This window comes from Delftia tsuruhatensis (assembly GCF_903815225.1).
GTDB classification, from domain to species: domain Bacteria; phylum Pseudomonadota; class Gammaproteobacteria; order Burkholderiales; family Burkholderiaceae_C; genus Comamonas; species Comamonas tsuruhatensis_A.
Window position 1 is genome coordinate 1,113,551 of record NZ_LR813084.1, and the last position, 22,077, is coordinate 1,135,627.

The following is a 22,077-nucleotide window of genomic DNA, read 5'->3' on the forward strand; positions in this document are numbered from 1 at the left end:
CGGAATGAATAGCTGACATTGAAAGGACTGTGTGATGGACAAGCGAGTATTTCTGCGGGGACTGGCAGCCGGCACGGCCGTGGCGGCAGGCGTGGCCCAGGCTGCACAGACCGGTCCGCTGCGCGTGGGCGTGCGCGGCGGAGTGGACGAGGAGATCTGGGAAGTGGTGACCCGCGTGGCCCGCGAGCAGGGCCTGGAGGTCAAGCCCGTGGTCATCAGCGGCGCCGCCAGCCCCAACGAGGCGCTGAACAACGGCGACATCGAGGCCAATTCCTTCCAGCATGTGCCCTTCCTGCGCGACCAGAACCAGCAGCGCGGCTACAGGCTGGTGGCGGCGGGCGATACCTACATCTCGCCCATTGCCTTCTATTCGAAGAAGCACAGGCGCCTGTCCGATCTGCCGGCGGGCGCGCGCCTGGGCATCCCCAACGATCCCAGCAACCAGACCCGCGCGCTGGTGGTGTTGCAGGACCAGGGCATCCTGAAGCTGCGCGAGGGCTTCGATCCGTTCAAGGGCACGGCCGGGCTGGCCGACATCGCGGCCTACCAGAAGAAGGTGCAGCTGGTCGAGGCCGCCTCGGTGGTGCTGGCGCGCTCGCTGGACGATCTCGATGCCTCGGCCATCGTCAACAGCTTTGCCTACCAGGCCGGCCTGATCGCCACGCGCGACGGCATCGCCGTCGAAAGACGCGAGCGCAATCCCTACGTGAACATCATCGCCGTGCGCGAGCGCGACCGTGCGGCCCCCTGGGTCGCGGCCCTGCTGCGCGCCTACCAGTCCGAGCCCGTGCGCCAGTTCATCGTGGGCAAGTACCAGGGCTCGGTGGTTCCCGCTTTCTGAGGGCGGGCCGCGCGATGAAAGTGGAACTGGCAGCGGCCGGCGAGGCGCAGGCCCCGGGCGGCAGTGACTTGCCGCACATCGTCTTCGATGGCGTGCGCAAGCACTATCCGGGCGCACGCGGCCCTGTGCAGGCACTGGAGGCGCTGAGCCTGGAGATCATGCGCGGCGAGGCCTTCGGCATCATCGGCCGCAGCGGCGCGGGAAAATCCACGCTGCTGCGCACCGTCAATGCGCTGGAGCGGCCCAGCGAGGGGCGCGTGCTGGTCGATGGCATCGATGTCGCCGCGCTGGACGAGGACGGGTTGGTGCTGCTGCGCCGGCGCATCGGCATGGTCTTTCAGCACTTCAACCTCCTGTCATCCCGGACGGTGTATGAGAACGTGGCGCTGCCGCTGCGCGCCGCGGGCTGGCGGCCGGCCATCGTCCGGGCGCGCGTGGACGAGTTGCTGGCCCTGGTGGGACTGACGGACAAGATGGACGCCTATCCGGCCCAGCTGTCGGGCGGCCAGAAGCAGCGCGTGGGCATTGCGCGTGCCCTGGTCCACGAGCCCGAGATCCTGCTGTGCGACGAGGCCACCTCGGCGCTGGACCCCGAGACCACGCAGTCCATCCTGGAGCTGCTGCGCGAGCTGCATCGCAAGCTGGGTCTGACCATCGTGCTGATCACCCATGACATGGCCGTGATCCGCGAGGTCTGCGACCGGGTGCTGGTGCTGGACCAGGGGCGCAAGCAGGAGAGCGGCGAAGTCTGGCAGGTGTTCGCCGCGCCGCGCTCGGAGGCGGCGCGCGCGTTGCTGCGCCCGCTGCAGCATGCAGCGTCCGCCGACCTGCTCTTGCAGGCGGGTCCGGGTGCCGGCGACGCGCTGGCCGTGCTCGCCATCGACTGGGCCGATGCGCACGGGCAGCAGGGCCTTGCGCTGGCACGCCTGCAGGTGCTGGGCCCGCGTGCCCGCCTGCTGCACGGCGGGCTGGACCGCATACGCGGCCATGCGCAGGGACGGCTGCTGGTGGGCGTTCCCGTGGAGGACCTGCCTTCGCCCCCCACGCCTGCCGCGCTGGCATACCTTCAACAGGCGCTGGGCGCCGACCAACTGCGACTGCTAGGCCATGTCCCTGCCTCCGCTCGATAAATACCTCCAGGCCCTGATGGAAACCCTGCTGATGGCGGGCGTCTCCTCGTTGATCGCCATCTGCGCGGGCCTGGCGCTGGCCATCGTGCTGCACACCACGCAGCCGGGCGGGCTCTATGCCAGGCCGCGCCTGCACAAGGGCCTGTCCGTCGCCGTCAACATCTGCCGCGCCATTCCCTTCATCATCCTGCTGGTGGCCCTGCTGCCCGTGACGCGGGCCATCGTCGGCACCACGCTGGGCACCTGGGCGGCCGTCGTGCCGCTGTCGGCCAACCTGATCCCGTTCTTTGCCCGCATCGCCCAGGTCAGCCTGGGGGAGGTGGACTGCGGCCTGGTGGAGGCGGCGCGGGCCATGGGGCTGCGCCGAGCGCAGATCGTGCGCCAGGTGCTGCTGCCCGAGGCATTGCCGGGCCTGATCGGTGGCATGACCGTGAGCGTCATCGCCATGGTCAACGCTTCGGCCATGGCAGGCGCGGTCGGTGCCGGAGGGTTGGGCGACCTGGCCATCCGCTATGGCTACGAACGCTACGAGACGCGGGTCATGTTCGAGGTCATCGTCATCCTCGTGGCCCTGGTCTCGGTGCTGCAGTTCGCGGGCGAACGGCTGGCACGGCGCGCCGACCATCGGCGCTGATGTTCTTGAGATGATTTGGAAATAAAAGACTGAATTTTTATTATTTTTGGTTTTTTCGACATGTCTCGACAATGGCCTCACGACAGCGCTGAGGCTGTTGAATCCTTTCCGAGACAACTGCGATGAACCACACTTTCAGCCCCGCCCGTGACCAGGCTCCAGCCAGCAGCCGTGCCATGCACCCGGGTGGCCTGTGTGCCTGGGAGGCTGATGACGAGGCGGCGGCGCCGCAGGATTTCGTCTATGGCGTCCACCATGTGCAGCTGTCCTATCCACAGCGCTCGCAGCAGGCCGTGGAGCATTTCTACGGCTCCGTGCTGGGCCTGTCGCGGCCCGTGGTGCCGGGGCGGCCGGGGCTGAGCTTTCTGGCGGGTGGCCAGCGCATCGACCTGCTGCCCTTGCGCGAGCCGGCCAGCGCGGCACAGCGCGCGGCGGCCGGCCTGGTGCAACTGGCCCTGGTCGTGCGCGATGTCGACAGCCTGCGCGGGCGCCTGCTCCAGCAGGGGGGGCTTGCCCTGGATGTGGCACCGGTGACCGAGGGGCGCCGCTGCTATGCGCGCGATCCCGGCGGCAACCTCATCGAATTGCTGGAACTGTCCGTGGGCGACACCCCGCACTCCTGAGCCACGGCACCCGCGCCGCATCACCGTCCGCATCCACCAGGCCCGGGCCGGGCAGGCTCCGGGCGGAGCCATTCCCATGAATTTCCAGCAACTGCGCTATGTGCGCGAAACCGTGCGCCGGGGCTACAGCCTGACCGAGGTGGCCCACACCCTGCATACCTCCCAGCCGGGCGTGAGCCGGCAGATCCGCGAGCTTGAAGAGGAGCTGGGCGTGGAGATCTTCATCCGCGCCGGCAAGCGGCTGACCGGGCTGACGCCGCCGGGCGAGGCGCTGCTGCCCATCGTCGAACGGCTGATGCTGGAGGCCGACAACCTGCGCCGCGTGGGGGCCGACTTCAGTGCCAGCGAGCAGGGCCGGCTGTCGATCGCAGCCACGCATTCGCAGGCGCGCTATGCGCTGCCCCATGTGGTGCGAGACTTCCGCCAGCGCTATCCGCAGGTGCGCCTGCACCTGCACCAGGGCTCGCCCGAGCAGGTGGCCCAGATGCTGCGCAGCGGCGAGGCCGACATCGGCGTGGCGACCGAGGCCCTTGCCGGCTACGAGGGGCTTGTCGCGTTGCCGTGCTATCGCTGGACGCATGGCGTGGTCGTGCCGCCCGGCCATGCCCTGCTGCAATCCGGCCAGCCGCTGACGCTGGAGGCCCTGTCGCGCCATCCCATCATCACCTACGAGCAGGGCTATACCGGGCGTGCCCACATCGACGAGGCCTTTGCACGCGAGGGCCTGGAGCCCGACGTGGTGCTGACGGCCATGGATGCCGACGTGATCAAGACCTATGTGGAGTTGGGCATGGGCGTGGGCATCGTGGCGTCGGTGGCGCTGGACGCCGAGCGCGACGTCGGCCTGCGCACGCTGGACGCAGGCCACCTGTTCGAGGTCAACACCACGCGCCTGGGCCTGCGCAAGGGGGCCTGGCTGCGTGGCTACGCCTACGCCTTCATCGAGACCTTCGTGCCCACGCTGACGCGCGAGGTGGTCGAGCAGGCGCTGCGCCAGGGCGTGGAGCCGGAGTGATGGAGGCGAGGGACTTGCCTCAGGCCTCGCGCGCCATTGCCAGCAGGGTGTCCCCCGTCATGCGGTAGCGTATCCATTCCTTCTGGGGCAGGGCGCCCAGACGGTCATAGAACTCGATGGAGGGCAGGTTCCAGTCGAGCACGCTCCATTCGAAGCGGCCGCAGTCCTTCTCGACGGCGATCTGGGCCAGGCGGCGCAACAGCGCCGTGCCCGCGCCCAGGCCGCGCGCCTCGGGCGTGACGTAGAGATCTTCGAGGTACAGGCCGTGGCGCCCCTGCCAGGTCGAGTAGTTGAAGAAGTACACGGCAAAGCCCACGGGCCGGTCGCCATGCAGGCAGATCAGGCCGAAGACGGCGGGGTTGTCGGCAAACAGGGTGCGCTTCACATGCTCTGGCGTGGCCAGCACCTCATGTTCGGCTTTTTCATAGACGGCGAGTTCGCGCACGAAACGGACGATGAGTTCGGCGTCATCGGGGGTGGCGGGTCGGATCTGTAGTGTGGTCATTCAAACGCGGGACGGAAACACGGGAAACAAGGGGTGTGCGGTGCAAGATGGCGCCGCAATCCCCGGTTTTAGCCGATTTTCACGTCCGTGTCCGTCCCACCCTGCTCGGGGATGGGCAGGAACTGGCGCAGGATCTGGAAATGGTCCTCGAAGAACGCGCTTTCCATGCCGGCCAGATCGGCCACGGGCACCCAGCGCGCCAGCGCCGCATCGTCACCGCCCTGCACGGGGGGCAGGGCCGGCAGCATGCCCAGATCCAGGTAGTGCACATGGGTGATGGTGCGCCCGCGCAGGCTGCGGTCGGGGTGGTCGAAGACCTGTACGGACTGCAGCGCGGCCCGCAGTGCATCCTCGTCGAGGGTGGCGCAGGTTTCCTCGCGCAGCTCGCGCAGGCAGGATTGCCACAGCGTGTCGCGCGGCTCCAGGAAGCCGCCCGGAAGCGCCCACAGGCCCTGGCCGGGCGCGTGGCCGCGGCGGATCAGCAGGATCTGGTCCTGCACGGTGTCCTCGCCGCCCGCAGCGCGGCAGCGCAGCAGTGCGTCCACGGTCACGAAGACGGGCGGATAGGGGGCCACGGCCCAGGCCTTGCGATAGCCGGTGAGCACGCGCCATTCCTCGCGCATCTGCGCATGGATGGGCGTCGTGGCCCATTGGCGCAGGAATTGCAGGGTGCTTGGCGGCACCTGTTCGGACAGGGCTGCGAAGTCCACGCCGGCCTCGCCGAAGTAGATGTCGCGCAGCGGCGTGGCGTCGAACTGGCCCAGGCGTGGCAGGCTGATCAGCCGCCAGTGCGGAAAGCGCGCCAGATAGCTGCTGGTGGCGTCCTTGAAGTGGCCGATCAGGGCCACGCCGGCCCCTTCGGGGACATGGGCTTGCACCGCCTGCTGCACGGCCTGGACCCACAGCGGCTCGTTGTAGTAGTCGCGCACCGGCACGCAGTGCAGGCGGGCCGCGTCGGCCGGTGGCAGCGCCTCGCGCAGCATTTGCGCACGCTCCTGCCAGCTGAAGGGATTCTTGGGATTGGGCGCCTGCCAGGCGCTGCCCAGCACGACGACGACCTGCCCGGCGCGCTCCAGCGCCGCGCGCAGCAGGGCCATGTGGCCGTTGTGCAGGGGCTGAAAGCGCCCGATCAGCACGGCGGTGTGTACGTGCTCGTCGACGGAAGGGGATTGTGTAGGGGCGCCCATGGCGGCGTTCTCTTGCATAGACGGACTGGCGGGATTCACTCGTAATGGGCGGCAATGGGCATCTGGCGCCCCGTGCCGAAGGCGCGCGGGCGCACGCGCAGTATGGGGGGGGCCTGGCGGCGCTTGTATTCGCTGCGGAAGATCATGCGCTGGACGCGCTCGACCAGCTCGGCGCCACCGCTTCGGCCCTGGAGCTGCCTCACGAAGGCTTCGGCCGCCGTGAATTCGGCCGTGGACAGGTGCCGGCCCTCGATGGCGTATTTGAGGATCTCGTCCAGCACCGGGTAGGGCGGCAGGCTGTCCTCGTCCTTCTGGTCCGGTGCCAGCTCGGCCGAAGGCGGCTTGTCGATGATGGCCTGTGGAATCAGTTCCTGGCCCGCGCTTTCGTTGATGTGGCGCGACAGCGCGAAGACTTCGGTCTTGTAGAGATCGCCCAGCAGGCCCAGGCCGCCGTTGGTGTCACCGTACAGCGTGCAGTAGCCCACCGAGATCTCGGACTTGTTGCCCGTGGTCAGCAGCAGGTGGCCGAAGGCATTGGAGTACTCCATCAGCGTGGTGCCCCGGATGCGCGCCTGCAGGTTCTCCAGCGGCAACCCGCGTAGCGGCTGGCCGAAGCTGCTCTCGAACTGGCGCGCATAGCCGTCGACCAGGTCGCGGATCGGGTGCTCGTGCAGCGTGATGCCCAGGTTGCGGCACAGGACCACCGAGTCATCGACCGAACCGCTGGAGGAAAAGCGCGAGGGCATGGTCACGGCCACCACGTTGTCGGGGCCCAGGGCCTCGGCCGCCAGGGCCAGGGTCAGTGCGCTGTCGATGCCGCCCGAGCTGCCGACCACGGCGCGCGTGAAGCCGCAGCGGCGCGCATAGTCGCGCAGGCCCAGCACGATCTGGCGCCGGTAGAACTCCATGGTCGGCAGGCCCCGGGCCGGCACGGCGGCGCAGGGCTGGCCGGCCGTATCGAGGAAGCGCCCATCGTCGAATTGCAGCGTGCGCAGGTCCTCCACGAAGCGCTCGGCCTCGAAGACCACGCCCCGCTGCGGCTCGACAGCGAACGAGGCGCCGTCGAAGACGATCTGGTCCTGCCCCCCGATCTGGTTCACATAGAGGATGGGCAGGCCATGGCGCGTGGCCGCCTGGCCGAAGACCTCATGGCGCTGCTCGCGCTTGCCCAGGTGGCTGGGACTGGCGTTGATGCTGACCACGAGATCGGGCGCGGCGTCGGCCATGCGCGCGAACGGGTTGGTGGCGTAGTCGGCGCCCGCATCGTTCCAGCCGTCTTCGCAGATCAGAAAGCCCACCTGAGCCTGGCCGATGCGCAGCACCTTGGCGGCGTCGGGGCCGGGCTCGAAGTGGCGGCGCTCGTCGAAGATGTTGTAGGTCGGCAGCAGCTGCTTGTCGTAGCGCAGACGCACGGCGCCGTCCTGGAGGACCAGCAGGCTGTTGTGCAGCGGCTTGCCGGGGCCCTGGGCACGCATGGGCGCGCCCACGACCCAGTGCAGCCGCGGCCACTGGCGCGAGGCCTGCAGCAATTGCCGCAGGCCGTCCTCCAGCCGCAGCAGGAAGGCCGGCTCATCGAGCAGGTCGCCAGGGTAGTAGCCGCACAGCGACAGCTCGGGAAACACCAGCAGGTCGGCCTGCTCGTGCGCGGCCCGGGCGGCGGCCTCGGCCATGCGCCGCACGTTGCCGGCGATGTCGCCGACGGTGGGGTTGAATTGGGCGATGGTGATGCGCAGCATGGTGTGGCCCTCGATGCTCAGGCGGCCATGGGCTGGGCCAGACCGAACACCTGGCGCAGATAGGCCAGGTAGGTTTCGTCGTTGCACAGGGTCTTGCCCGGCGAGTCCGAGATCTTGGCCACGGGCTGGCCGTTGGCATGGGTGAGTTTCATCACGATGTTGATGGTCTCCAGCCCCATGTCGTTGGTCAGCCGCGTGCCGATGCCGAAGCCCAGCTGTATGCGGTCGGCAAAGCGCTGGTACAGGGCCAGCGCCGTGTCCAGGTCCAGCCCGTCGGAGAAGACCAGGCGCTTGGCCTGGGTGTCGATGCGCAGTTTCTGGTAATGGGCGATGGCCTTCTCGCCCCAGGCATAGGGGTCGCCCGAGTCGTGGCGCAGCCCGTCGAACAGCTTGGCGAAGTACATGTCGAAGTCTGCCAGGAAGGCGTCCATGCCCACGGTGTCGGTCAGGGCGATGCCCAGGTCGCCACGGTACTCCTGCACCCAGTCCTCCAGGGCCGCGATCTGGAAGTCGCGCAGGCGCACGCCCTGGGCCTGGTAGCTTTGCAGGTACTCATGGGCCATGGTGCCAATGGGCACGATGCCGAAATCCCGGGCCAGCAGCACGTTGGACGTGCCCTTGAACCACTGCGCGGTCTGCGTGGCGAAGGCCTGCACCACCTCGCGCTGCCAGGCCCCGGAAAAGCGCCGGCGCACGCCGAAGTCGAACAGCTCGAACGGATTGCGCAGCTTTGCCTCGCAGGCCAGGTGGCGCAGGCGCTCGATCTTGCCGGCCAGGCGTCGGCGGCCCTCGGACAGCGCTGCCTGGGCGTCGAAGCGCCGGAAATACAGCTCGTTGACGATGGCCAGCACATAGATCTCGAAGCCCATCACATGGACCTGGGGCCCCTTGGCCTCGATGTGCAGCGTGTCGCCATCGGCCCAGGCGCGGATGAAGGCGCGCTGGAACTGGAAGATGCGCAGGAAGTCGATGAAGTCGCTCTTCATGAAGCGCAGGCCACCCAGGTAGGCCAGGTCTTCGGGCGTGAAGCGCAGCGCGCACAGGGCATCGAGTTCCTGCTGCACCTGCGGCAGCAGCTCGGACAGCGGGAAGGCCGTCTTCGTGCGGCAGACGAACTCGTACTCGGCCTCGGTCTGCGGATTGCGGTGCAGCATCGCCTGCCACATGGTGAACTTGTAGAGATCGGTGTCGAGCAGGCTGGTGATGATGGGAGCCATGGTGCGGTGCTTGGGAGTCGGGCGCTGCATGCGCAGGTGCGGGGCTTGCCCCTACAGGTTGAGTTCTTGGCTGGAGGCCAGCCGCAATCCGCGGGCCTGCATGGCTGAGAGGAAATCATGGTGCGCGGACTCGAAGCCCGCCACCGGGCTCATGGCGTCGCGCATCAGCACGATGCGCTCGGGATGCGCAAGATGCGCCACCAGGTGCTCCACCGTGGAGCGCACGCAGTGGCTGCTGGCTTCGCCGGCAACCACCAGCAGATCGGCCTCGGCCAGCCGCGCGAGCAGTGCGGTGTTGAGCTGGGTGGCCGGATCGGCCGGGTCCGGGACCTCGGCCAGCAGGGCGCTGTAGTGCTCGGTCCAGGGGTTCAGCCCCTTGAAGACGTTGCATACGGCGCGCTGGCGCTGCTGCTGCCACTGCCCGCAGGCGGCCAGCACATCGGCATGCACGCCGTGCCCCCAGCTGCCGACCTCGCAATGCACCGGCCAGACCATCAGTGTGTAGCGCCCCTGGGCCTCCAGCGCGTCGAGATAGGCCAGCGTACGCGGCAGGGCGCCATCGTCACGTGGCAGGAATTGCCCGGCACGCACCTGGGCCGCATGTATGGGCGTGAACGGCGCCACATCCGCGCCACTTCCCGTGCGCCAGAAGGCCGGGTGGGCGATGTCGTAGCGCTGGTGCGAGTCCAGCGTCACCGTGACCGCATCGAGCCGTGCGCCCTCGCGCCGTATCCACCCGGCAAGCCGCTGCATGTCGGCATGGGCACCCGCCACGGGCAGGCTGGGGCCCACACCATGGACACACCATTCGGCAGGCAGATCGCAGAAATCGTTCTGGGGGTCTATGAGCAGGAGGTGGAGGTTGGGAGATGGCATGAGTGGTAGTTCGCAGGCAAGCGCTTTGGAACGTGCCGGAAATCAAGGCTTCAGTGTAGTGCGGCAACAGCCCGGGCCGTTACCTTCTGCCCGGTGTGGTCAGGCTTGCGCTGGCGAAAACAAGGGGGCGTGACCCTGTCAAGGAAAGGGATGGTGCAGCCGGGGCTGGCAGCCAACAGCACATGATGCGGAACCTACAATGGGAAGTTTTACGTATTCCGTGGGCGGATTGGAGCGTTTCAGGCCGTCATTTGCCCAGTCTTGCGGCGCGATTGGCTACTTTCGGTAGGTTTTGATTATCACCATGGCATCCCTTCAGGTAACAACGACTTTCATGGGTGTGGGGTTGGCTGCGCTGATCCTGTACCTGATTCGCCGCGATCATCTGTATCTCATGCATGGCCTTTTCTGGGTGCTGGTTGCCGCGGCGGCCGTCGTGCTGGGGGTCTGGCCGGGGATGATCAACCGTCTGGCAGCGGCGCTTGGCATCAGCTATCCGCCCGCCATGCTGCTGCTGCTGGCCTGCATCGTCTTGTTGATCAAGGCCTTGCATGCCGACATGGTCAACACCCGCATCGAGCGCGATGTGCGGCGGCTCAATCAGCGGCTCGCGATGCTCGAGGCGGATGCCGCGGACCTCCTCCAGGCCCCGTCCGAGCCTCCGACCCCATGACATCCGCCCTGCTTCCCGTCATCTTGTGCGGCGGCTCCGGTACCCGCCTTTGGCCTCTTTCGCGCGAAGCCTATCCCAAGCAGTTTCTTGCAGTGGCAGGGACGGGCACTTCTCTGTTGCAGGATACTGTCAAGCGGCTCGATGGTCTGGCGCCCCACATTCCAAGGCGCTCGCCGATCGTGGTGTGCAATAGCGAACATCGATTCTTGGCGGCCCAGCAATTGCAGGAGGCTGGCATCCCTGGCGCAAGGGTCGTGCTGGAGCCCGTGGGACGCAATACGGCGCCCGCGCTGACACTCGCAGCCCTGGTGGCCGATGCGGACGATGTTCTGCTTGCCATGCCGGCCGACCATGTCATCCGTGACCTGGAGCGGCTGCACCAAGCCCTGGACACCGCCTGGCAACTGGCTCGGCAGGGATCCATGGTGACTTTCGGTGTCGTGGCGGATCGGCCGGAGACAGGTTATGGCTATATTCAGAAGTCCCTGGCAGTGGAGGGTTTCGACGCTTTTGCCATCCGGCGCTTCGAGGAGAAGCCCAGTCTGGAGGTGGCCCGGGCCTATCTGGAAAGTGGCAATTACCTGTGGAACAGCGGGTTGTTCATGGTCCGGGTAGGACAATGGCTCAAGGCCATGGCTGCGTTGCAGCCGCAGATGCTGCGGGCATGCCAGACTGCCGTCGAGCACAGCAGCCGTGATCTGGACTTCATCCGACCTCAAGGCGAGGCCTTCGGCGATTGCCCTTCCGACTCGATCGACTATGCAGTCATGGAGCATCTGCCGGTCCGTCAGGACTTGGGCATCCCAGCCCATGTGGTACCCCTGGATGCAGACTGGTCCGACCTCGGCGCCTGGGACGCCTTGTGGGAGGTGCTGCCTCACGATGCCCGAGGCAATGCCCATGCCGGCCAGACCCTGGCGATCGATACCCAAAACAGTTTGCTGTTCTCGGAGACCTGCCTTGTCGCCACGGTGGGCCTGGACAACATCATCGTGGTTGAAACAGCCGATGCCGTCTTGGTGGCGGACAAACGCCGGACACAGGATGTCAAGAAAGTCGTTGCCGAATTGAAGGCGCAAAACCGCCAGATGGCTTCGTCGCATCGCAAGGTGCACCGCCCTTGGGGCTGGTACGACCGCATCGATGGTGGCGAGCGATTCCAGGTGAAGCGCATCGTCGTCAACCCCGGCGCCAGCCTGAGTCTGCAGATGCACCAGCATCGGGCAGAGCACTGGGTCGTGGTCAAGGGCGTTGCCGAGGTCACGCATGGCGAGCGCAGCTTTCAACTGCGTGAAAACGAATCCACCTATATTCCCGTGCGGCATCTTCATCGATTGAGAAATCCAGGTCTGGAGCCATTGGAAATCATTGAAGTGCAGTCTGGCGATTATCTGGGCGAGGATGACATCGTGCGTTTCGATGACGTCTATGGCCGGGGATGACGTCCGTTGAAATGGATCGCCGGATATTGATGAAGAATAATACAAAGGATATCGAATGAATCCTCATGCCGCTCGATCAGTTTCGCCGTTGGAGCTATTTAAATCTATTGCCGTCAATCGCAGTTTGATATTCAGCTTGATAGAGAGGGATATATTTGGCCGCTATCGAGGTGCAACGCTGGGCTTGTTGTGGTCATTCTTCAATCCGCTGCTGATGTTGATCGTCTATACGTTCGTGTTCAGCGTGGTCTTCAAGGCGCGCTGGTCTGGAGGGAGTGACTCGAAAACGGAATTTGCAATGATTCTGTTTTCTGGCTTGATGGTTTTCAATATATTTTCCGAATGCATAGGGCGTGCACCATTGCTGGTCGTCAACAACGTCAATTATGTCAAGAAAATAATATTTCCGCTGGAAGTGCTGCCTCTTGTTGCACTGGGTACTGCTCTTTTCCATTTTGTTATCAGTGTATCTGTCTGGATGGTTTTCTATCTCATATTTTTTGGAATTCCTCCGTTGAGTATTTTGTATCTGCCAATCATTCTTCTTCCTTTGATTCTTCTGATTCTGGGTTGTTCGTGGATACTGGCATCATTGAGTGTCTATCTGCGTGACATCGTGCATGTCGTGGGCGTGATCACCACGGTGGTAATGTTTCTTTCCCCCGTTTTCTACCCGGTTTCCACGCTGCCGGAAAAATATCAGGTCATCGTCCGGCTGAATCCACTTGCAGATATTCTCGAGCAGGCCAGGGGTGCAATGATCTGGGGCCATGGGGTTGACTGGTTGAATTGGTCATTGCAGATGTGTGTCGCAGCCGCGATCGCCTGGGCCGGATTTGCCTGGTTTCAGAAGATGCGGAAAGGTTTTGCCGATGTCATCTGATATTGCGATCAAGGTTGACGGGCTGAGCAAGTGCTATCAAATCTATGACCAGCCTCGTGACAGGTTGAAGCAAATAGTCCTCCCCAGGCTGCAGAAAATTGCAGGCATGCCGCAGAGAAATTACTATCGCGAATTCTGGGCTCTCAGGGACATTGATTTTGAAGTCAGGAAGGGAGAGGCGTTCGGTATTTTGGGGCGCAATGGCGGTGGAAAAAGTACGCTGCTTCAAATTATTACAGGAACACTCGATCCGACGCAGGGAACTGTTGAAACATTCGGGCGGGTTGCCGCACTGCTTGAGCTTGGGTCAGGGTTTAATCCAGAATTCACGGGTCGAGAAAATGTGTATTTGAATGCCCTGATGCTGGGTATGAGTCGTGATGAGGTCAATGCACGGTTCGATAGTATTGCGGCATTTGCGGATATTGGCGGATTTCTGGACCAGCCGGTCAAAACCTACTCCAGCGGGATGCTGGTGCGACTGGCTTTTGCTGTTCAAGTGCAGCTTGAGCCAGATATTCTGATCGTCGATGAGGCGCTTGCTGTAGGGGATGCGCTTTTCCAAAAGCGCTGCTTTCGTCGTATCGAAAAACTGCGTGCAGACGGCGTTACCCTGCTCTTTGTTTCACATGATCAGGAGGCGGTGCGAACGCTGACGGAGCGGGCAATCCTGCTCAAAAAAGGCGCATGTGTCTCTTCTGGTGCGTCATCCCAGGTGCTGCTGGACTACAGAAGGCTGATGCATGAGGAAGAGTCTGCCTACTTCATCCAGGCGATGAAAGATATTCAGCTGAAGACTTCCAGGGTGGGGGCGGATTCCATTGATTCATCATCTGGTACGAATTCCTCGGAAAATGAAATCGAGCAGGGACCTCCGTCTGGACCAGCAGATGATCTGTCGTTTGGGGATGGCGGTGTCGAGATATTGACAACGGCACTGTTTGATAGCGATGGAAATCCGGGGAGCGTATTCTATCCGGGAGATATTGTCCGTGTTCGGATGGAGTGCCTTTCCAGGATTGACGCCACAAATCTGAATGTTGCCGTAAGGGTTCGCAATCGTGAGGGGATAAAGATTCATTCCTGGGGGACTTTGAATCAAGATATGCGAATCATGGCAAGCGGCTCGGATGAGCTGATATTCTGGAATAGAAGATTCAGCGCTGGTGAAAAGTTTGTCGTGTGGCTGGAATTTGATTGTCGACTAGGGGCGAATCTTTATGAAATCCAGGCAGCGATATCTCACGAAGAGAGCCCGGACTATGGGGCGCAGCGGATTCTCCATTGGAAGGACGAGGCTGCGTTCTTCCAGGTGTTGATGCGTAAGAATGAGTATTTTTTTGGTGGACTGACAGATTTGTGCATGAAGGCGAGGTGGGATGATGCAGAACAAGAATGAACTTGACTACAAGACTCTCTATGATGGTTATTGGCAGCGTTCTGATCGAGTCGGCGAGCGCAGCAGTGACCTGAAAAAAACAGCCCGATTGATTGCGGAAACCTGTGGATATGGGTCCGCAATTGATATCGGCTGTGGCGAGGGGTATCTGATTGAGGAGCTTCTTTCGCTGGATATCGATGCGGTAGGCATGGATATTTCATCCGTGGTGGTGGAGCGCGCAAACGCACGATGGAAGAATCGATTCTTCGAAGGCTCGGTCCTGTCGATTCCATTTCCGGATGAGCATTTCAATGCTGTTGTTTCGACAGATTGTCTTGAACACCTGGCTCCAGAAGATGTTCCGGCAGCACTGCGCGAGATGTATCGTGTTTCTTCGCGATATGTTTTCCTGCAGATAGCAACCACACCAGACCGCGATGGCCATTGGCATCTGACAATCGAGGGGCGCGCCTGGTGGGAGGACCGGTGCTTCGAGGCGGGATTTCGGAAGCATCCTCTTTATTATTACGTCAACGATTACGAAGCGCTTAATAAGGATGGTTGGCAGGTATTTGTCATTCTGGAAAAAATACCGGCCAAGGCACTCGTGGAATTTGATCTCTCTGTGCTTGAAGAAGAGAAGATGCTTCACAACGACATGCTGCGGGTAACTGGAAGAAGATCCGATGCCCACTGCATTCGTTATTACAAGGCATGTGATTTCATACGCCCTGGAGACCATGTCCTTGATGTGGCATGTGGATTAGGTTATGGAAGCCATATTCTCTACAATGCATCCAAAGCCAAATCAGTCATTGGTGTGGATCTCAGCGATTTCGGCATTGCATATGCGAAAGCCAACTATGGGCAGCCGGGGGGGGTGGAGTTCAGGTGCGGCGATGCCCAGGCGCTGAGCTCCATTCCTGACAATAGCGTGGACTTTATCGCTGCCTTCGAGACGATCGAGCATGTGCCAGAACCGATGGCATACCTTCGGGAGCTGAGGCGCGTGCTCAAACCTTCGGGAAGGGTCATGGTCTGTGCACCCAACAATTGGGTTGATGAGACAGGCAAAGACCCCAATCCGCATCATTTTCATGTCTATACCTGGGAGCGCCTGGTTGCTGAGGTCGGGCAGTTTTTCCTGCTGGAGCAAGGATTCCTGCAAACAGCAGGAGGTGCGCTCAAATGTCCAAATGAAAGCCGCAAGTGGGTCAATGTTCCGGCCGATGCAACGCCTGAGCAAGAGTCTGAGTGGGTGCTATTGCTGGGGATGGCTGATCCTCTTGAGGGTAAAGGCATTCCATACGAAGAAACAGCATGGAATTTGCCAGAAGACCCAGGCTTCAATGTGGCAGCCTTTGCGCGCGACTATCAGAATCCCTGGTTGCTGAAGGGGATGGTAACGATTGGCATGCGCATGGGCTCCAAGGAGCGACTTGCAGAAATGCAAGAACGTGTCCTGGCCTCTTGTGATCCTGAGTCGGTTGATTATGGCGCGGCGCTGTGCGGTCGAATCTACTTTCATATCGAGCAGCCAGAAACTGCGGAAACCACGGTCAAGGCCCTTGAGGAGGATGTACGCAGGTATGCCGCAATTTCGCCACCAACAGCCCATCAGATTCGCTGGCAAGTATCTTTGCTGTTCGCCGCAGGGGAGTTGGCTCGAAAGCAGGGTCGAACTGGCGATGCATCTTTCTTTTACTCGGAATGCGCCAAGATAGATGTATTGCCCTATAGTCCGATACTTGGAAACAAGACATTGGATGCATTGTTCTGCCTGGCAAGATTTGCTCTCCAAAAACGTGATCTGCCTGCTGCAAAACAGTATCTTTTGCGCTCGATCGACGAGTGCCAGCGCCTCTCGTCGGGATCATGGGTAAACATCACAGGCGAACAGTCCAGACCTTTGTCATTCGGTCTGGCAGAGATGTCTCAACTTTTTGACAAGGCAGCCCGAGCTGCATATCTCCTGTCTGCGCTGGACAAGGCAGACCTGTCGCCACACTTGCTCTTCAAGGAATCAACGGGATTCTTTGAGCGACAGATCATTCATTACAAAAAATGGGGTAATGAGTACTGTGAATATTCCAATCGACTTTTGAATGACCTCCGGAGGCTCGAGGTCGAGAGAAAGGCCGGAGTATTCAACCTGCAAGCTGCGGAGAGGGCTCCGGAAGGGGGGCTGGAGCGGTTCGTTAAAAATGCGCTATGGCGTTATAGCCAGTTCTCTGAAGTCAGGTCTGAGCTGGGCCTGGGGGGAGCCATTCGGCATACATTTGGTTTTTTGTGGGATAAGCTGTCTATTTCCATGGCAAGCAGACCCGAGCCACATGTCAAGCCTCCGGAGGGGACGGCTCCACCTGACGATTCAATTGGATTCGTGAATATTGATTCGGACAAGGTGAATTCAGCCGGCCCGACGCAGCAGGTGATAATGCTTGTCGATGCATTTCATGATGGTGGTGTCGAGAGAGTCGTGATTGACCTGTGTCTGAATTTTCGTCAGGTAGGAATTCAATGCAAGATTTTGGTGGCTAAGGATGGTGGGCGAAGTGCTGCAGAAGCGAGATCGCACGGCATCGAGGTCATGGAACTGCACCAGAACAAAGAAGCCCTGAAATCAGCCATTGCCAAGTCGGTCAATGCGATAGCTATTACCCATCATTGTTATTTCTCTCTGGATGCATTCCGAGCGGCAGGCATTCCCGTGCTTGAGGTGATTCACAATGCATATTATTGGCAAAAAGGAAACAGGGCGATTGCGGATATGCGGAGAAATGATATTGCTCATTTCGTTGCAGTATCCGGGTTTGTTGCAAAATTCTCCGCGGAGGAGTTGGGTGTCGATGCTGCAAGGGTGTCGCTGATAAACAATGGACTGAATAATCTGGATCTGATTCGGCCACCTTTGGATCTACTTCGAAAGAAGAGACTGGATGCAAGAAGTGCTCCTGTGTTGCTGCATATTGCAAATCTGCACCCGCAGAAGAACCATCGGCTGATTGTGAACTCGTTTGCCCGGATAAAGCGCAAATATCCGGGTGCACAGCTTGTGATGGCCGGAGCCATGGATGGTTATCCGGATATTTTTTCCAAATTGAATGAAGATATCGAGCGATTGGGGGTTTCCGAGTCTGTCACGCTTGCTGGCGCACTGTCCAGGCGTGAACTGTCCAAGCTGATGGCATCAGCCCATGTCGGCATTCTTCCTTCCCTCTTGGAGGGCTTCAGCATCGCCACGCTTGAATTGTCCTTCTTTGGCCTTCCCGCAATTCTGTCTGCGACAGGTGCGGCACAGGAGTTACAGGAGGCTTATGGGCATGTTTATATCGCGCAAGGCTGTGCGCTTTCCCAACAGGAGCTTGATGTCAAGAATGTGAATGAATTCCTGATGGAGATGCCCGAATCTGCGGTTGATTCGCTTGCTGAAGCCATGCTGAAGGTATTGGGAGAGTACTCGGAATTTCTGGAAAAAGCCATTGGTGCAGCTGAACAATTTCCTGAATATTCAATTGGCAGCACGGTCGAGAAGTACATTGATTTATTGCAATCGATGAGAAAGATTCGTGAATATGCTTGAGAATATAGAGATCGCAATAGTTGCTCCATTCCCTTCGAAAAAGAAGGTGAAGGAAGGCTGGATGAGCCGGATCGGAGCTGTGGACGAGATTATTAAGCAGCGTGTGCGACTCTATATCCATATATCGCAAAACAATTCCGAGGAGGCCAGGTTTTCCAAGGTAGAAGAGAATGCGTGGGAGATCTGTGTTTCGCCAAGCAGTCCCGACTACAAGGGGATCTTGGACAGTATTTATGCATCGGTGAATACTGTATATATACATACCATTCACCTTGCCGAGTTCATTGTGCCGTGGTTGGACTCCGGGAAGTGCATTGTTGATTTTCATGGAATCGTTCCGGAAGAGGAGGTGATGCTTGGGCGTCCTGAACTGGTCGAAAAATATGAAGCCATTGAGCAGGAGGTGCTTCGAAAGGCAAAAGCCTGTGTGATGGTGACGCGGGCAATGCAAAAGCACTACCGGGAAAAGTATCCGCTGATCAATCCAAAGGTGATTGTCTTGCCGATTGTTGAGGAAATGCATTTTCCAGCCAACACGGGTGATGCCAAGGGTGAAAGTGAACTCCCTGTCCGGGTCGTATACGCGGGAGGTATACAGATTTGGCAGAATGTGGACGCCATGCTGGAGCTTGCCGCTGCGACGCATGGCGTGGCTGATTTTCAGTTTCTTTCACAGGATTGGAAGGTTATCGAAAAAGACGCCAAAAAGAAGCAGCTGCTAAAGAAGCCGAGGTTCAAATTTTGCCCAAAGGACAATTTGGTGCAGGAGTACATGAATCATGACTTTGGCCTGGTGCTTCGCGATGACTCTGCAGTGAATAGGGTGGCCTGTCCAACCAAGCTTTACGAGTATATGGAGATTGGCTTGATACCCGTAGTTCGATCTCCCATGCTGGGAGATTTTCTCGAATTGGGGTATGCGTATGTGACAGAAAATGAGTTCGAGGCAGGATTTTTTCCTGATAGAGTCTCCAGGGAAATGATGAAAAAAAAGAACAAGCAAGTGGTGTTGGCAATGAGGGAGATTTTCCGGGCCGGTGCTTCCGATCTTCGCTCCCGATTGGCTGCCTAGATCAGGTTGAATAATTTTTATCTGGCAGGAGGAAATGGAATGCATGTGCAAGGCACCGGAAAGATGGATGGGGGGTATGGGAGCCTTGAGGAGTTCAGGCGAGAGGTTATTCTCCCTTATCTGAATCATCCCATCTCCGCTCTGGAAATAGGACCATTTATCAGGCCAACGCTTGGAAAAGCAGAGGCTGATCTGAAAACACTGGATTGCTACGATACCGATGAGCTGAGACAGCATGCAATGCGAATTGGGGAAAATCCGGACTCAGTGATTCATGTGGACTATGTCTGCAAGGATGAGAATTATTGCAATGTGATCACTGACGAGTTCGACATGATCATCGCAGCCCATGTGGCTGAACATGTAGTCGGTTTCGTCGATTATTTCCAGACATTGCGAAAACTCCTCAAGCGCGGTGGTCACTGCATGATTGTCCTGCCGGACAAGCGCTATAGTTTCGACAAATTCCGCAGTGACACAAGTCTGGCGTACCTGATATTTCAGCACTTGCAGCCGGAATTTCCTGCGAAGGCATTGCATGCCTTGGAATCGGCGATGCTGTACGACAAGGGTTATATCAATGCGGAGAATATTGTTGAAGAGAGATTGAATATTGATTCTCTGAGGAAAGCACTTGATGGATGGCATCCAGGTGTTCATTCCCATGTTTTCCAGTTCGAAGATGTGATAGCCAAGGTGTTTGCCCCGCTGTGTGCGATGGGATTGATGGATTTCGATGTGCTGGAGGCCAGGATGAGCCACCAGTTTGGCGAGTTCGTTGTCGTTCTCCGCGCCGGTCGAGAGTGCACCAACTGGGATTCCGTCAAGGATTTTTATTCATTGTCGCGAGACACTATTGCTCCCAAAAGGGGATTGCTGCATGCACTCGAGTCGAAAAAAAATATGCTGCGTCGTTGGTACTCGTCCAGAGGCAATCAAGATGGCGCCCGTGATCCGCGCACTAAAAAATGAGCCTTGGGCCGAGGTGCGAGTGCTGGCCACGGCCCAGCATCGCCAGATGCTGGATCAGGTTCTTGATTTTTTCGATATCAAGCCAGATATCGATATGAATATCATGAAACCGAATCAGAAATTGGCGGAATTGACCGGGCGTCTGCTCCTTCAGATGGATGAGGTGCTGGAGTCTGAAAATCCTGATGCCGTACTGGTGCAAGGAGATACCACGACTGTGATGGTAGCTTCCCTTGCCTGTTTCTATCGGAAAATACCAATAGGCCACGTCGAGGCAGGGCTGCGGACATGGGATGTACAGAATCCATTTCCGGAAGAGGCAAATCGTGTGATTGCGGGAAAGCTTGCGCGCTGGCATTTCGCACCTACACAAGGTTCACGCCAGAATCTCCTGAGAGATGGAATAACGGACAGCAGCATCACTGTGACCGGCAACACCGTCATCGATGCTTTGCTGATGGCTGCTGAAAAGGATCTGGAAATTAGCGTGCCCATGGATCCAGAAAAGCGTCTGGTCCTGATTACCTCACATCGCAGGGAAAATTTTGGGGAGCCATTGCATCGCATCTGCCAGGCGTTGAAAACCCTGGCGCGCCAGAATCCTGATGTTCAGTTTCTTTACCCGGTGCATCCAAACCCCAATGTCAAGGGTTTAGCCCATGAGTTCCTGAAGGATGAGCCGAATTTCATGCTTTGTGAGCCATTGGACTATGCGCCTTTTGTCGCTGCAATGAAGAGATCCTATCTGATCCTGACCGATTCCGGGGGTGTCCAGGAAGAAGCACCCGCATTGGGAAAGCCGGTGCTTGTGCTACGTGAGGAAACAGAGCGTCCTGAGGCAGTTTCTGAAGGTGTCGTGAAGTTGGTGGGGGCGGATACTGAATACATCGTGCAGCAGACGCAAAGACTGTTGCAGGATGGAATGGCATACAAGGAGATGGCGAGAGGCGTTTCCCCGTATGGTGATGGGAAGGCCGCTGCAAGAATAGTTTCCGTTTTAAGAGAGCAGATTTCGTGAAGATTCTGCTTGTCGCGTATGAGTTTCCGCCAATATTGGCTGCCCAGGCTCTGAGATGGTTTTATCTAACCAATGAGCTGGTCAAGTTGGGGGTGAATGTTCATGTCATCTGCCCGGACATATCTGCTGAACATGCATTTCCAATGGATCTTGATGGGCGGATAACTATTCATCGCGTTTGGCCTGGGCCATTCATTGGGTTGAGTCAAAGGCTTGCGAGGAAGAGGCATGTAAGGTCTGAAGATGCCGCTGACATGAAGTCATCGCATGCTTCATGGGCTTTTCGTGCTTATCGGTTGGTGCGATCAGCTCTGGATGTGGTCTTATACCCTGATGTCAGATCTGAATGGTACCCGTTCGCCCTTCGAAAAATGAGGAAGTTGCTGAGGACGGAAAATTTTGACGTGGTGATAAGTTCCCATGAACCGGCAGTTGATATATTTGTAGGATCTCATGCCCGTCGCTTCAATATTCCTTGGGTCGTGGACTTGGGTGATCCCCTGCTGACTCCATATTCACCGCGCTGGAGGCGTGCAGTGGACTCGATGGTCGAGAGAAAAGTGGTCTCTTGCGCCACTTCCATTTGGGTAACAGCCGACAGCGTTTCGAATCTGCTGAAGCAGAGGCATGGGGAAGGCATTGGAAAAAAGATGTTCGTGCTGCCTCAGGGGTTCCCGTCAGGGCAGACGGATGTCAATGATCGCCCGGGTGGTTGCCGGTTCCGTCTCGTGTTCACGGGTAATTTTTACAGAGATTTCAGAAACCCGGTCGAGCTGGCGAAAGCGCTTTCACTGATGAAGGATCTGGGCATATCTTTTATTATTGCCGGCAATAATTCTGCATTTGAATACCTGTTTCATGGTGTGGATGGAGTGGAATTTCTGGGGCAAAGAAGTCATTTTGAATGTCTTGAATTGCAGCGGCAGGCAGACGTGCTTGTAAATATTGGTAACGTACAAAGTTATCAGATCCCCGGGAAGGTCTATGAGTATCTTGGTGCAGGAAGACCGATACTGCATATCCAGACTGGAGAAGATTCCGATCCCGGTGCGGAATTGATCGAAAGCATGGGTGCGGGGATTGTGGTGAAGAACAGCCATAAGGAAATAGAAAAGGTGCTGCGCCATATGTGCTTGCAATGGATGAGTGACCCCGGGAAATTGATGGAGTATAGAAAGGAGTCCCTCATTCAGGGTCATTCCTGGAGCCGTCGGGCTGTCGAGTGCAAAAGACTGCTGCAAGAAGCTTTGTGGAAAGATACCGGACGCCATGGAAATGGAGTCCGATGA

At 59.2% G+C, this 22,077-nt stretch carries 19 protein-coding genes; 14 read left to right on the forward strand and 5 right to left on the reverse strand.

Annotated features, from left to right (window positions below):
* Window positions 1–34: 34 nt before the first annotated feature.
* The 5 genes from L1Z78_RS05045 (at window position 35) to L1Z78_RS05065 (ending at window position 4,243) form a co-directional block, all read left to right on the forward strand.
* Complete coding sequence (locus L1Z78_RS05045) at window positions 35–841, forward strand: MetQ/NlpA family ABC transporter substrate-binding protein (RefSeq protein WP_234640463.1); 807 nt, start codon at window positions 35–37, stop codon at window positions 839–841.
* A 14-nt stretch (window positions 842–855) separates the two neighbouring features.
* Entirely contained in the window at window positions 856–1,971 is a 1,116-nt protein-coding gene (locus L1Z78_RS05050) for a methionine ABC transporter ATP-binding protein (protein ID WP_234640464.1), read from the forward strand.
* Complete coding sequence (locus tag L1Z78_RS05055) at window positions 1,949–2,605, forward strand: methionine ABC transporter permease (protein WP_234640465.1); 657 nt, start codon at window positions 1,949–1,951, stop codon at window positions 2,603–2,605. Before L1Z78_RS05050 ends, L1Z78_RS05055 begins: the two co-directional genes overlap by 23 nt.
* Before the next feature lie 122 nt (window positions 2,606–2,727).
* A complete protein-coding gene (locus L1Z78_RS05060; RefSeq protein WP_234640466.1) occupies window positions 2,728–3,228 on the forward strand; it encodes a VOC family protein in 501 nt (166 codons plus the stop codon).
* Window positions 3,229–3,304: 76 nt separating this feature from the next.
* Window positions 3,305–4,243: a CysB family HTH-type transcriptional regulator gene (locus L1Z78_RS05065; RefSeq protein WP_234640467.1), complete on the forward strand. Its 939-nt coding sequence runs from the start codon at window positions 3,305–3,307 to the stop codon at window positions 4,241–4,243.
* Between the two features lie 19 nt (window positions 4,244–4,262).
* Here the strand turns inward: L1Z78_RS05065 and L1Z78_RS05070 are convergent, their stop codons facing one another.
* The 5 genes from L1Z78_RS05070 to L1Z78_RS05090 form a co-directional block, all read right to left on the reverse strand.
* Window positions 4,263–4,748, reverse strand: a complete 486-nt coding sequence (locus L1Z78_RS05070) for a GNAT family N-acetyltransferase (protein WP_234640468.1) — start codon at window positions 4,746–4,748, stop codon at window positions 4,263–4,265.
* Between the two features lie 68 nt (window positions 4,749–4,816).
* Window positions 4,817–5,935 (reverse strand): bifunctional nicotinamide-nucleotide adenylyltransferase/Nudix hydroxylase, encoded by a 1,119-nt coding sequence (locus L1Z78_RS05075; RefSeq protein WP_234640469.1) that lies wholly within the window; start codon window positions 5,933–5,935, stop codon window positions 4,817–4,819.
* A gap of 35 nt (window positions 5,936–5,970) precedes the next feature.
* Entirely contained in the window at window positions 5,971–7,671 is a 1,701-nt protein-coding gene (locus L1Z78_RS05080) for an NAD+ synthase (protein ID WP_234640470.1), read from the reverse strand.
* Window positions 7,672–7,688: 17 nt separating this feature from the next.
* Window positions 7,689–8,888 carry a nicotinate phosphoribosyltransferase gene (gene pncB / locus L1Z78_RS05085; protein WP_234642094.1) on the reverse strand — a complete coding sequence of 400 codons (1,200 nt, stop codon included), beginning with the start codon at window positions 8,886–8,888 and terminating at the stop codon, window positions 7,689–7,691.
* A 51-nt stretch (window positions 8,889–8,939) separates the two neighbouring features.
* Complete coding sequence (locus tag L1Z78_RS05090) at window positions 8,940–9,764, reverse strand: cysteine hydrolase (protein ID WP_234640471.1); 825 nt, start codon at window positions 9,762–9,764, stop codon at window positions 8,940–8,942.
* A gap of 304 nt (window positions 9,765–10,068) precedes the next feature.
* Here L1Z78_RS05090 and L1Z78_RS05095 point away from each other — a divergent pair, with 304 nt between their 5' ends.
* Genes L1Z78_RS05095 through L1Z78_RS05135 form a run of 9 tightly spaced genes read left to right on the forward strand, consistent with a single transcriptional unit; the run spans window position 10,069 to window position 22,077 of the window.
* Window positions 10,069–10,437, forward strand: coding sequence for a DUF2304 domain-containing protein (locus tag L1Z78_RS05095; protein WP_234640472.1), 369 nt, complete (start codon window positions 10,069–10,071; stop codon window positions 10,435–10,437).
* Window positions 10,434–11,879, forward strand: coding sequence for a mannose-1-phosphate guanylyltransferase/mannose-6-phosphate isomerase (locus L1Z78_RS05100; protein WP_234640473.1), 1,446 nt, complete (start codon window positions 10,434–10,436; stop codon window positions 11,877–11,879). The genes L1Z78_RS05095 and L1Z78_RS05100 overlap by 4 nt, the downstream gene beginning before the upstream one ends.
* A 55-nt stretch (window positions 11,880–11,934) precedes the next feature.
* On the forward strand, window positions 11,935–12,762 hold the full coding sequence (locus L1Z78_RS05105) for an ABC transporter permease (RefSeq protein WP_234640474.1): 828 nt from the start codon (window positions 11,935–11,937) through the stop codon (window positions 12,760–12,762).
* Window positions 12,752–14,161 (forward strand): ABC transporter ATP-binding protein, encoded by a 1,410-nt coding sequence (locus L1Z78_RS05110; RefSeq protein WP_234640475.1) that lies wholly within the window; start codon window positions 12,752–12,754, stop codon window positions 14,159–14,161. The genes L1Z78_RS05105 and L1Z78_RS05110 overlap by 11 nt, the downstream gene beginning before the upstream one ends.
* Window positions 14,142–17,726, forward strand: coding sequence for a methyltransferase domain-containing protein (locus L1Z78_RS05115; protein ID WP_234640476.1), 3,585 nt, complete (start codon window positions 14,142–14,144; stop codon window positions 17,724–17,726). The genes L1Z78_RS05110 and L1Z78_RS05115 overlap by 20 nt, the downstream gene beginning before the upstream one ends.
* Entirely contained in the window at window positions 17,713–18,798 is a 1,086-nt protein-coding gene (locus L1Z78_RS05120; RefSeq protein WP_234640477.1) for a hypothetical protein, read from the forward strand. Before L1Z78_RS05115 ends, L1Z78_RS05120 begins: the two co-directional genes overlap by 14 nt.
* 39 nt (window positions 18,799–18,837) lie before the next feature.
* Window positions 18,838–19,770 carry a methyltransferase domain-containing protein gene (locus L1Z78_RS05125; protein ID WP_234640478.1) on the forward strand — a complete coding sequence of 311 codons (933 nt, stop codon included), beginning with the start codon at window positions 18,838–18,840 and terminating at the stop codon, window positions 19,768–19,770.
* Complete coding sequence (gene wecB, locus L1Z78_RS05130) at window positions 19,739–20,788, forward strand: non-hydrolyzing UDP-N-acetylglucosamine 2-epimerase (RefSeq protein ID WP_326491967.1); 1,050 nt, start codon at window positions 19,739–19,741, stop codon at window positions 20,786–20,788. Before L1Z78_RS05125 ends, wecB begins: the two co-directional genes overlap by 32 nt.
* Window positions 20,785–22,077: a glycosyltransferase gene (locus tag L1Z78_RS05135; protein ID WP_234640480.1), complete on the forward strand. Its 1,293-nt coding sequence runs from the start codon at window positions 20,785–20,787 to the stop codon at window positions 22,075–22,077. Before wecB ends, L1Z78_RS05135 begins: the two co-directional genes overlap by 4 nt.